The sequence below is a fragment of the Bacillus sp. JJ1127 genome, assembly GCF_036965845.1.
In the GTDB taxonomy this organism is placed as follows: Bacteria; Bacillota; Bacilli; order Bacillales; family Bacillaceae_G; genus Bacillus_A.
Map to the genome: position 1 here is coordinate 4,239 of NZ_JBALQK010000174.1, position 11,937 is coordinate 16,175.

At 35.0% G+C, this 11,937-nt stretch carries 14 protein-coding genes and 1 other annotated feature; of the genes, 8 read left to right on the forward strand and 6 right to left on the reverse strand.

Features of this window, described 5'->3' with window-relative positions; all coding sequences use genetic code 11:
- Window positions 1-168: DUF3992 domain-containing protein (locus tag V7183_RS17145; protein ID WP_335360272.1), on the forward strand; the 168-nt coding region annotated here is incomplete at its 5' end.
- On the opposite strand, the gene brnQ3 is transcribed toward V7183_RS17145, so the two are convergent.
- Window positions 165-1,520, reverse strand: a complete 1,356-nt coding sequence (gene brnQ3, locus V7183_RS17150) for a branched-chain amino acid transport system II carrier protein BrnQ3 (protein WP_335360267.1) — start codon at window positions 1,518-1,520, stop codon at window positions 165-167. The genes V7183_RS17145 and brnQ3 overlap by 4 nt on opposite strands.
- A 58-nt stretch (window positions 1,521-1,578) precedes the next feature.
- Window positions 1,579-1,835, reverse strand: a binding site (T-box leader).
- A 475-nt stretch (window positions 1,836-2,310) separates the two neighbouring features.
- Between brnQ3 and V7183_RS17155 the strand changes: the two genes are divergently transcribed.
- Both V7183_RS17155 and V7183_RS17160 read left to right on the forward strand, forming a co-directional pair.
- Entirely contained in the window at window positions 2,311-2,520 is a 210-nt protein-coding gene (locus tag V7183_RS17155) for a hypothetical protein (RefSeq protein WP_097897298.1), read from the forward strand.
- A 151-nt stretch (window positions 2,521-2,671) separates the two neighbouring features.
- Complete coding sequence (locus V7183_RS17160; RefSeq protein WP_438825179.1) at window positions 2,672-3,466, forward strand: hypothetical protein; 795 nt, start codon at window positions 2,672-2,674, stop codon at window positions 3,464-3,466.
- Between the two features lie 52 nt (window positions 3,467-3,518).
- Here the strand turns inward: V7183_RS17160 and V7183_RS17165 are convergent, their stop codons facing one another.
- The gene (locus V7183_RS17165; protein WP_097897296.1) at window positions 3,519-3,716 is read right to left on the reverse strand and encodes a hypothetical protein; all 198 of its coding nucleotides are present in this window, start codon (window positions 3,714-3,716) and stop codon (window positions 3,519-3,521) included.
- Between the two features lie 119 nt (window positions 3,717-3,835).
- Between V7183_RS17165 and V7183_RS17170 the strand changes: the two genes are divergently transcribed.
- From V7183_RS17170 to hmpA, 3 genes are all read left to right on the forward strand, one after another.
- On the forward strand, window positions 3,836-4,936 hold the full coding sequence (locus V7183_RS17170; protein ID WP_097897346.1) for a site-2 protease family protein: 1,101 nt from the start codon (window positions 3,836-3,838) through the stop codon (window positions 4,934-4,936).
- A gap of 123 nt (window positions 4,937-5,059) precedes the next feature.
- Window positions 5,060-5,581, forward strand: a complete 522-nt coding sequence (locus V7183_RS17175; RefSeq protein WP_097897345.1) for a hypothetical protein — start codon at window positions 5,060-5,062, stop codon at window positions 5,579-5,581.
- 208 nt (window positions 5,582-5,789) lie between these two features.
- Window positions 5,790-6,998 (forward strand): NO-inducible flavohemoprotein, encoded by a 1,209-nt coding sequence (gene hmpA, locus V7183_RS17180; protein ID WP_335360269.1) that lies wholly within the window; start codon window positions 5,790-5,792, stop codon window positions 6,996-6,998.
- 51 nt (window positions 6,999-7,049) lie between these two features.
- Here the strand turns inward: hmpA and V7183_RS17185 are convergent, their stop codons facing one another.
- Complete coding sequence (locus V7183_RS17185) at window positions 7,050-7,562, reverse strand: Crp/Fnr family transcriptional regulator (protein ID WP_097897294.1); 513 nt, start codon at window positions 7,560-7,562, stop codon at window positions 7,050-7,052.
- A 196-nt stretch (window positions 7,563-7,758) separates the two neighbouring features.
- Here V7183_RS17185 and V7183_RS17190 point away from each other — a divergent pair, with 196 nt between their 5' ends.
- Window positions 7,759-7,983, forward strand: coding sequence for a hypothetical protein (locus tag V7183_RS17190; RefSeq protein WP_335360270.1), 225 nt, complete (start codon window positions 7,759-7,761; stop codon window positions 7,981-7,983).
- Window positions 7,984-8,277: 294 nt separating this feature from the next.
- On the opposite strand, the gene V7183_RS17195 is transcribed toward V7183_RS17190, so the two are convergent.
- The 3 genes from V7183_RS17195 to V7183_RS17205 form a co-directional block, all read right to left on the reverse strand.
- On the reverse strand, window positions 8,278-9,078 hold the full coding sequence (locus V7183_RS17195) for a sulfite exporter TauE/SafE family protein (protein ID WP_097897292.1): 801 nt from the start codon (window positions 9,076-9,078) through the stop codon (window positions 8,278-8,280).
- Between the two features lie 121 nt (window positions 9,079-9,199).
- Window positions 9,200-10,198 (reverse strand): inorganic phosphate transporter, encoded by a 999-nt coding sequence (locus V7183_RS17200; protein WP_097897291.1) that lies wholly within the window; start codon window positions 10,196-10,198, stop codon window positions 9,200-9,202.
- 11 nt (window positions 10,199-10,209) lie between these two features.
- Window positions 10,210-10,794, reverse strand: coding sequence for a DUF47 domain-containing protein (locus tag V7183_RS17205; protein ID WP_335360271.1), 585 nt, complete (start codon window positions 10,792-10,794; stop codon window positions 10,210-10,212).
- Here V7183_RS17205 and V7183_RS17210 point away from each other — a divergent pair.
- Entirely contained in the window at window positions 10,694-11,410 is a 717-nt protein-coding gene (locus tag V7183_RS17210) for a cupin domain-containing protein (protein ID WP_438825178.1), read from the forward strand. The two genes, V7183_RS17205 and V7183_RS17210, sit on opposite strands and share 101 nt — an antisense overlap.
- Window positions 11,411-11,937 lie beyond the last annotated feature (527 nt).

An 11,937-nucleotide genomic window follows, 5' to 3' on the forward strand; every position in this document is an offset into this window, starting at 1 on the left:
AAATGGATTTATATATTTCTAGTAAAACAAAAAGATTGTTATGATGTGGTAAAAGTAGAAACGGTTGATATGAATCTTGAGTATTATACGAAAGCATATAGAGTAAGTAGTTTTAATCATGATTCCTATCAAATATCAAAAACTCCCTTAAGGGGAGTTTTTGATTAAGATGCTTTAAGTTCAGAGGAGTTTTTCATTAGTGGTACTGGCTTTGTCCCCTTTAACTTGGCGACTATAAGACCAATCATTGCTCCTGTTAGTGCTGGTAAGAGCCAACCAATTCCTTCAGAATATAAAGGGATCAATTCAAAGTAAGAAGTAAGGAATGTGACTGTTATATTTCCTTGTTTTAATCCATCGAATACACTCACAACTGCAGCTCCGATTAAAGCACCGACATAAACGGAGCGGTAACCACCGAAGTATTTATGGAGTAGTGATAATAGTACGAGTACGATAGCGATTGGATATACAACAAGTAATACTGGAACAGAGATCGCAATGATTTTTGTTAAACCTAGATTTGCTACTAGAAGTCCTAATGCGCAAATGATACCTGCTAGACTTTTGTATGAAAATTTTGTAAATAATGTTGAGAAATATTGGCTACATGCCGATACAAGTCCAACGCATGTTGTTAAACAAGCCAATGTAACGATAACTGCTAATAAAGCAAGACCGTAAGGACCAAATAATTGTTGAACAATAACCGTAAGTAATTGACCACCATTTTTTGCATATCCAAGAGAAACGCTAGTTGCACCAAGCCAACCAAGTGCCCCGTATACAAGTACAAGCCCAGTAGCTGCAACCAGTCCTGCTTTTGCCGTTGCGATAGCAATTGATTTGTGATTTTCTACACCTTTAGAACGGATTGCATTCACGACAATAATTCCAAATGCAAGCGCTGAGATCGTATCCATCGTTAAATAGCCTTCCATAAATCCTTTGAAAATAGGAGAAGTTTGATACTCTTGCATTGCTGGACCTGAGTGTCCAAGTGGTGTAAAAACACTTTTTACAAATAATACGAAAATAGAAAATAATAAAATCGGTGTTAATACATTCCCAATCCGGTCTACTAGTTTAGAAGGATTTAAGCTGAGACAATATACAATGGCAAAGAAAATGATGGTATAAACAAATAATGTTAACTCGCTAGTACGAACTGCTTCTGGTAAAAAGGAGCTAACGCCCATTTCATAAGCGACGTTAGCAACACGTGGAATTCCCATAGATGGACCAATCGCAATATAGACAACAACCGTAAAGAAAATTCCGAATATTGGGTGAACGTGACTTGCAAGTTGCTGCATTCCATTTCCTGAAAGAGAGATTGCAATAACAGTTAATAATGGTAAACCAACTCCTGTTAATAAAAATCCAATCATAGCTGGCCAAAAGTGTTCACCAGCATTTTGCCCAAGCATTGGAGGGAAAATTAAATTACCTGCCCCAAAAAATAAAGAAAATAGCATAAGACCCGTGAAAAATACATGTTTTTTTGATACGGTGTTCATTGTTGTTCCTCCTGTTATAAAAATTCATCCGTAAGAATACAAAAAACTCGTCCCTTAATAAAGGGACGAGTTATATTTACCCGCGATACCACCCTAATTTATACATGTAGAAATATCTATATGTATACGGCTTTGCAACGTACAACATGATACGTGTTCCTTGTAACGGGGGACAGCCGGTAAGAACTTACTACATTCTTCGGTTCTACTTCTCGGAGATGATTTTCGGTTACGTACTGAACATTGGCTTTCAGCAAAATGCCAACTCTCTGGGGAACAGCCCTATAACGTACTCGTTCTCGTCAATGAATTTTGTTTAAGTATTCTGACAGTATTTTCACATGTTTTTTTAGTAAAGTCAATAGATTTTTTGAATAAAATTTTAAAGAGATGTATCTATATAAATACAAGTTGAAAAACCGACCTAAAAACCCCTTTCTTTTTAGGGGGACGGGAGCATTTGGCCATGCATAGAAGCGGACAGGTCCTTTTCCTGTCACATGCAAGGGTGAAAGCAAAGGGAGAAGGAGAGTGCAGGTCATACTTTATTCTGTATAGCAGCGGCTTATATGTGTGAAATTGAGTGAATATAATGTGCAAAAGCTTTCACTTTATTGTATGAGGGAGAGGAATTGTTTTTTGTAAAAAGTATGTAAAACTGTATGGGGGATTGTTAAATTTTTTGAGAAATATGACAATCGAAAAGGAAAGCAGGAATTTTTAAAATTTATAGAGAATAATACAACAATCCACTTGCTGGAAAAAAACAAACCAAAAAGAGGTGACTGAAATGCTTGCGATGGGAGTGTTATTTGGGATTATCGCCATTTGTGGTTTTATATGGTTATATTATTCGCGTTCGTTTAAACAAGCAGAAGTGTTACTCTTTCAAAAAGGTAGTTTGTTGACAAATCAATCTAGATATTTAGTATGTCCGAAGTGTGGAAGTGCACAGGCCAGAAGTGGAGGCTATCAAGAGTGTTGCAAAATTAGATTATGAAAGGAGGAAGCCTCACAAAATGATGTGAGGCTTCCTTTTTGTTTTATTGTTAAGAATAATAAGCATTTCTTATGCTAAATAGGGAGGAATAGGGTTGATTAAGAAATATTCACTACTTTTATTTGTCTTGTTATTAGCATCATGTGGTCAAATGGAGCAAAAAAAGGAGAAAAAACAAGTAGAAGAGACGGTGATTCGTATGGAGGAAACCTTACAAGTAACGATTATACAAAAAGGGAAGGTAGAAAAGATTTTAAAACAGGAAGAAGCAAAGATTGTAGTGGATATTATGAATAAAGCTGAGAAACAAGAGATAACAGGAAGTTTTGGGGAACCGGAGTATGAAATACAAGTTGAGAAGAATGGAAAGAAGGAAACGTATCGTGCGTGGCTTAGAGGAGAATCACGCGAGGGTTGGCTGCAAAATCAAAAAGGGACGTATATGCTTACAAAGTCTGATACAGAAAAGCTTTTATCTATACTTCCAATTGGTGAAAAGCAGAAAAATGATGATACAAAAGGGAACGTTTTAACAGAAGTGACAAAAAAGGACATGCAAATTACTGCTTTCCATATTAAAACGGATGAGAAAAAAATAAACTACACTATATTTTATACCATCTCGGATTCTTTATATAAAACGTTAGAAATAGAAGGAGAGTATTATTTTCAATTGATCTTTCCGGAAAAAGTACAACAGGTAGTCGAAAAAGAAATGAGTGGGCCTATTGTAGGAGAAAAAGTTAGAGAAGGATATAAAAAGTATGAAGTACACCTTACTGTACCTATAGAGAGTGCATCAACTTCTCAGCTAAAAGCATTAGAAACTTATTATGATCATTATGATTTACAAGTATTAAATCATAATAAAGCAAAAGTCGGTACATTTCAAAATATTATTCAAATTGTAAAAGATTATGGTGAAAAAATGAATTTACAAAGATAGATACAATTTTTCCTAGGAAATGATAATAGAGTGAGCCCGAAGGCCCACTCTATTATTTTGTTTTTGTAGAAGGCTCATTAATTGATTTTCGTGTAATAAGATAAGAAATCATAAGAGCAGAAAGAACAATCAAGGAAATTAATAGGTGATTTGGTAACCAATCTAATAGTAGTACATAACTAACTGTATAAAAAATAAGTGTGGAAGCTAAAAAGGAAAGAGTACCTATTATGAAAGATTGTAATGTCATTTTGTGCAACCTCCTTTCAATGTTATTTTCGTCTAAATTTGGATGTTATAAACATGATTTCCAATAAAATAAAAAAATATGGCATAATGGAAAAAAAAGAGAGAGCAAAGGAGAGGAATATGAAAAAGAATAATACAAAAGGATTATGGGGAATTTTAGCCGCAGTAGGAATATTTCTGCTTTCTAAGCTGAAATGGGTATTTGCAATTTTAAAATTCGCAAAATTTTCAACGGTGTTTAGTATGTTACTTTCACTTGGGGCATATGCAACTATATATGGTTGGAAATTTGGTGTAGCACTGATTTATCTGCTTTTTGTTCATGAAATGGGACATTTGTGGGCAGCAAGAAGAAAAGGTATACCGACATCTCCAGCAATTTTCATTCCATTTATGGGTGCTCTTATTGGCATGAAAGAGTTGCCGAAAAATGCAAAGGATGAAGCATATCTTGCATACATGGGGCCTCTTTTTGGATTATTATCATTTTTACCAGCTATTCCGCTCTATATGATAACAAATGAACCATTTTGGGCCCTTGTTATTTTACTTGGAAGTATGTTGAACTTTTTTAACTTGATTCCGGTTTCTCCGTTAGATGGAGGACGAATTATTTCCGTTGTAAGTACAAAAATTTGGATCGTAGGTCTGGTTGTATTACTGGGTTATTCTATTTTTTTCAAAAGCATTATGGGTGGTTTTATTTTTATAATAGGTTGTATGGAACTGTATAGAATAATGAAGCGAAATAAACCGATAGAAGAACTAGGCTATAAAGTAGATGTGATGAAAACATATATTGCCAAAGTTCAAGAGGAATTTCAAGAAACAGAAGCCGTACATCGAACAATTTATATGATCCATCATGAAATGAATCTATTAAAGCAAAAAGAAAAAGAGAATCGGTTAGAAACAGGAGAGCGTCAAAGGATTGAAGTATTGGGGTACTTATTACCAAAATTTGAGCAGTTTGATTATGTACCGTATGAAGATGAAAAAGAAGAACATTTACTTCGGATAAAAGAAGCATTAGAAGTATCAGAAAGAAAAATGAATGAATGGAAAAAAGAAAAGAAACAACAAGAAGATTATTATAAAGTAGATGCTAAAACAAGGTGGATAGTGTTTGTTTGTTATATGGGATTACTTGCAATATTAGGTTATGCTGCTTACAAAGGGCATTTCATTTTACAGGAATACTTGCCGCAGCGAAATGTGTAGAAAAACAGTGTCGAAATGATGAGAAGTATTTATACAGGAATTCCGTTTTTACAAGAGAATGTTACAAATATAACGATTTGTGAAAAAAAATGTAATGTTCATAGTGGAAAAGGAGTTTGGTATATGAAGAAAATATTTGCCATACTTGGAACTATAATCGTGATGGGAATTGCAAGCTATGGATGTATGAAAGTATTGTTATACTATGCAAATAAACCTGCTGGCGTATCTGCAATACCAAACGTGGAGGGTGTGGAGGAAAAGAAAAATGTATTACAATTCATCCGCACGACACATGAAAATTATAACAACTTCTTAAATTATGGTAAAGCTGAGAAGTATACGGAAGGGGATTGGAATCACCTTGTGCAGTGGTTTCAAGAACAAGAACCGTCTTTAAAAGATATACATAAAGAAATAAAAAATGAGAAGATGAAGCGAGATGTAAGACGAAGTTATGAAATAATGAAAAAGGGTATAGAAACTAGGAAAATTGAATATGTAGTTTATGCTCACCGTGTTTATCACGATTTAGACATTTTTGTAAATAAATATACAGGTGAAACAAATATATGGGGATACACAGAGTTTGGAGACGGAAAAGATGTACAGGTCATTGAACAAGTCCTACAATCGCAGTCATAAGCTAGCCTGTTTTGGTTAGCTTATTTTTTTTGTGGGAACGATAGGTAAAGTATGGACAGGGTGATTTAATAGCAGTAATGTGAGAGTAATTTGAATCGTTCATATATTTTTCGCAAAAACACCGTGTTTATAGTGATTAAAATCACAACGTTCATTGTATATTTTGTTTACACTAACAATAGTTAAGAAAATAAAGGAGTGGGATACCATGTTAAGTGCAAAAACGATTGAAATTGTAAAATCAACAGTACCATTATTACAAGAAAAAGGTGTTGAGATTACAACACGATTTTATCAAATTTTATTCTCAGAGCATCCTGAGTTATTGAATATTTTTAATCATACAAACCAGAAAAAAGGTAGACAACAACAAGCATTAGCGAACGCTGTGTATGCGGCAGCGACATATATTGATAATTTAGAAGTCATCATTCCTGTTGTAAAACAAATTGCTCATAAACATAGAAGTTTAGGCGTTAAAGCAGAACATTATCCAATTGTAGGTACATGCTTATTACAAGCAATTAAAGAAGTTGCAGGGGCGCCAGAGGAAGTATTAAATGCTTGGGGAGAAGCTTATGGTGTTATTGCTGATGCATTTATTAGTGTTGAAGCAGGAATGTATGAAGAGGCAGCGAAGAAAGAAGGCGGCTGGAGAGATTTCCGTAACTTTGTCGTTGTGAAAAAAGAAAAAGAAAGCGACGTAATTACATCGTTTTATTTAAAACCGGAAGATGGTGGAGAACTTTCAACATTCTTACCTGGTCAGTATGTAACGGTTCAAATTAATATAAAAGGCGAAACATATACACACAATCGTCAGTATAGTCTATCAGATGCTTCTGGAAAAGACTATTACCGTATTAGTGTAAAACGTGAAACGGTTGCAGATACTCCAGATGGAAAGGTATCTCATTATTTACACGACCATGTGCAAGAAGGTGATATTTTACCAATAAGTGCACCAGCGGGAGATTTTGTATTAAATATGGATTCAAACTTACCGGTTGTATTAATAAGTGGTGGTGTTGGTATTACGCCGATGATGAGTATGTTTAATACTTTAATTGAACAAGAGTTGAATCGTGATATATACTTTATTCATGCAGCATTAAACAGCCGTGTACATGCAATGAAAGATTATGTGCAGAAAATTGCTGAAACACACGAACAAGTAAAAGTATATACTTGCTACTCTTCACCAACAGAACAAGATTTACAGGTGAAAAACTTTGATAAGGAAGGATTTGTTGATTTAGCTTGGTTACAATCTATCGTTCCGACAAATGAAGCTGAATTTTATTTCTGTGGTCCAGTACCATTTATGAAACATATTCATGCGGCATTACTAGAGTGGGGCGTTCCATCTGAGCGTATTCATTATGAATTTTTTGGACCAGCAGCAAGCTTACAATAGTAACTACCACCTTGCTATATAAGAATGGGGTTATAAAGAAAAAACGAGGTGTTATTGCACCTCGTTTTTTGTTTGCTCTCGTAATAAGCGATTTACTGTTTCGCGTCGTACTCCTATGAGTTGACCAATTTCGGTTTGTGTTAATATTTCATAGATAGGAATTTCTCCTAAATATAACGCAAACCATTCTTGTAAACGATGGAGTCGTTCTTTTGGAGAAACTGTTGTTAATTGATCAATTCGCTCTTGCATCATTCGTAATTTCGTTTGTAGTTGCATGGCGATATCAGCATATGATTCTGGATTCTCCTGTAGTTTTTCATACCATGTATTACTTATAATAGGCTCGACTTCTGTTTTCATTAAAGCAATTGTTGTACCATGATACTCCTTTGGTGAAATTAAAGAATGGTGAGGGATTGTTTCACCAGGAACAATGATGTTAAATAAAAATGGTGTTCCATCTTCTTGTAATCGAACAACTTTCAATAGACCGCTTTTAATAAAGTATAATGGCCCTTCTTCACCTTGACGAAATAATATGTCTCCTTTATGTAAAATCAATGTTAGCACCTCATTTAAGCATTTCTACTGGTTCATTTTAACCGTTTTATAGTGTTTCTGTATTAAAAATATAAATATAAAAGAAGATAAGCTTACAAAACAGCAATTTTATTGACGAAATGTATGCTATTACAGTAGTATACTATTTAGTGTGTAATAGTACTAGCAATGAATACGCTGTAGGGGGGTTAGTATATTGTTAGATGCGAAGATGACTGATATGAAAATTCCAGCTAATGCCATCATACATGTGGAGGAGATGAAAGGTGGAGTCGTTCTATCAGTGGAAATAGATGGCCAAATTATTTATACAATGGCTTATGATGAAGAGACAGATAGTTATGCTGAACTGTATGACCGAAATGATAAACGAGCACGTCAAGTACATGAAGATTTTATGGGGTGGTCACTCCTTCACTAAAAAGATGTCAATATGACATCTTTTTTTATTGAATCGATAGATTATACAACTGTATGCAACAAACAGATGAAATTTGTAATAATTGATTTTGCATTGTTAGCACATTGTAACGGCAAGGTACCTGTTTTTTCGCTATCATAAGGATAACAGTCACAAGTATAGGAGTGATCAACTTGAACAAATTACATATTTCAAACTTGATGTTGTTGTGCGTGTGCGCAGTATTATGTGTCCTGTTAGGGACATTTTTATATTCGTGTGTATAATAAAAAAACGTATTCTAAAAAGAACACGTTATAGAAATGAAGTAATAATTAATTTAGTACCAAGAATAATCAATGTAATACGTAATAAATTAATTATAGCATTACCGCTTAATTTCGTATTAATATAAGCACCGATTTTTCCTCCAACCCAAGCGCCAGGAATAAGAATTACTGCGTAAATCCAGCTAACATTTCCAAAAGAGATGTGGGTTAAAGAATTTACAACCGCAGATAAAAAGACAATGAACATTGAAGTTGCGACAGCGATTTGTGCTGGGAAAGCAAAGAGAAGCATCATTGCTGGAACAAGCAGTGCACCTCCGCCAATTCCAAATAATCCAGATATGAAACCGACTGCAAATGCGATAATGATAGAAAGAAACGGTGGAAATTGATAATGAACAGTGTTACCCTCAGCATCTGTAAAAGAGCGCTTAATAACAGTTGCATTTGATAGGGAAAGAGGTTTCAATTTATCGCGTAACATGAGAAGGATCGATATGAAAATAAGGAAGATTCCAAAGTATAAGGAGAAAGTATCCTGATTTAAAAATCTGTTTGCCCACGATCCAATAATGCCACCAGGACCACTACCAATAAATAAAATAAGTCCACTTTTATAATCTACTCGCTTATGCTTCATATAAGTAAGAGTAGAAGATAAACCGGTGAAAACGACCGTCACAATTGAAGTTCCAACTGCGAGCTGTGGTGATAGACTATGCAGTCCGATTAGTAAAGGGACAATAATAATTCCCCCACCAAGCCCAACTAGGCTCCCGATTGTTCCTGCGAGTAAACCAATGAAAAGTAACATGATGTATTCCAAAATTGACAACTCCTCTGTATAACTCATTCAACACTCATTATACACACTTTTCTTAAGAAATAGGTTTGTTCACAAAAAAGTCGCCTTCCTAGAAAAATAAGGAAAACGACTTTTCTTTTGATTAGAACATGAAATGTAATAGGTAATAAAATAAAGCAGCTAATGAAGCTGAAATCGGAAGCGTAATAACCCATGTGATTAACATACGTTGTGCCGTTCCCCATTTTACACCTTTTACACGATGAGAAGCACCTACTCCTAAAATAGAAGAAGAGATAACGTGCGTTGTACTAACTGGTAAATGAATAAATGTTGCTCCGAAAATTACAAGAGATGATGATAAATCAGCAGCTACTCCGTTTACAGGACGAATTTTCATAATTTGTCCACCGACAGTTTTGATAATTTTCCATCCACCAACAGAAGTACCAAGACCCATTGCAACTGCACATGAGAATTGAACCCATATCGGAATATCACTAGAATTATGGAGACCAGTTGTCATTAATGCCATAGTAATAATTCCCATTGCTTTTTGAGCATCATTTGTACCATGTGTGTAAGCTTGTAATGCTGCCGTTCCGATTTGGAATAGACGGAAGTTTTTATTGGTTTTCGTTAAGTTAAAGTTTTTAAAGACAACTTTAAAAATACTATACACAATAAAACCAATAACAAATGCGATAATCGGTGAAATAATTAAAGCTTCAATAATTTTAATAAATCCTTTGAAGTTAATAGCACTTACACCAGCAGAAGCAATTGCAGCACCTGCGATTGCACCAATAATTGCATGCGAAGAACTACTTGGGATTCCATAGTACCAAGTGATTAAGTTCCAAGCAATTGCAGCAAGCAGAGCAGCTAAAATAACATATGAACCGTGTTCTAAAGCAAACGGGTCAACAATATCTTTTGTAATTGTTTTTGCTACACCTGTAAATGTCATTGCACCTAAAAAGTTCATAATAGCAGCCATAATAATGGCATGTCGCGGCTTCAAAGCTTTTGTAGAAACAGCTGTCGCAATGGCGTTCGCTGTATCATGGAATCCGTTAATAAAGTCGAAAGCTAAAGCACAAATGACTATTAAAACAGTTAAAATCAAGACTGTATCCATGATCAAACTCCTTATGCGTTCTTCATAATAATTGTTTCTAACACGTTTGCTACGCTTTGGCAGCTATCAGCTACTTCTTCTAATTCTTCGTAAATCTCTTTGTACTGAATGATTTTAATTGGATCTTTCTCGCGAGAGAACAAATGCTTAATTGCATGACGACGAATATCATCACATTGCGATTCGTAATCTTTGATCTTAATCGCGTTTGTGCGAATATCAAGCAATTTCTTATTAGACATTAATTCTACAGAAGCGGCAATCTCAATCGCACATTGATTAATTGCTTCAACAAATTTAATCATGTATTCATCTGCTTCAGTGATAGAATACATTTCGAATAAACCAGCACTGTGGTCTAATCCGTCTAATACATCATCCATGCTCATTGCAAGTTGCAGGATGTCTTCACGTTCAATAGGAGTGATAAATGCTTTGTTTAACTCCATGATGATTTCGTGAATATATGAGTCACCTTTTGACTCATATTCTTTCATGCGCATAGAAAATTCCTTAAGATCACTAGCATTCTTAATCTTATACTCCACAAAGAATTGTGCGCCTTCTTTTAAATTTTCCGAAATACTCATTAACATTTCAGAAAATTTATCTTTTTTCGATTTAAGCACAAGTAATTTCTTTAAAAAAGATGCGCAAAACTATATAAATGTACTTGGAATTAAACAATTAAATACATTAGAAAATACATCCTTACTGGATATTTTCCTAAGCACAGGTAATGTTGTAGAACCCCATGTCCATCAAAATGCTGCTGAACTTGTTTATTGTATTTCGGGAGCTGCTGTCGTTTCGTTACTTAACCCCTTTACAAATCAAATCCTTAATTTCCCTATCAAACCAGGTCAAGTTGCTAATATTCCACAAGGCTGGTGGCATTATGAAATTGCTTCTGTAGATAATACACATTTATTAGCAATCTTTGATGCTCCTACGCCAGAAGTTATTTTTGGATCTGATATGTTAAGACTAACTCCAGCAAATGTGATGGCCCATACTTATTGTCTTGACGAACAACAATGGAAACAAGCTATATCTCCTATTCAGTCTACTACTGTCATCGGCCCCCCAACAAACTGTAATCAAAACCGAAATGAAATGTATAACTCAGCATATTCTAATCAAACATATATACAGCAGGCACCTTCTTATTATCAGGAGCAAATTTCTTTTCATCCATACTTGGGGTATTAATGTACATTATTATCCAAAAATAAAATTTGCTTAACCCCATTCCTTAGGTTCGCAGTATGAAAACTCCCACCACTTATCCCCTTTGGATTTTAAAGTGGGGGGGCTCGTGTATCATCTTCAAAAGATGCTTAACACGAGTGGAGTTAACACAGCTGCCCGACGGCACAACCCCTCTATTCCATCGGCAAATGCCTTTGGAACTGCTTTTTTTAGGATATTATAGGAACCATTCACATCTGCGTTCAGTAGTTTGTTCTCTTTTGTACGATACAAGCCACGTTTGATACGTTTTCCAAGGTGGGGTTTTCTTGCACATTTTCTGATAAAGTGAAACTGTAGAATGGAAGTTTTCTTCATCCTCCACTGATGGAGAGCCTTCACCAATCGGGCTTTTACAGGCAGATTATCTCCAACTATCTTCCTCTCTTTTCTCTGAATCTTGAGATGGGGGTATTGCTACCCGCAAATAGCGGGATAAATTGGAGCTTCTTCTTCACTGCTAGTTATATAAATCTATTTTAATTTTT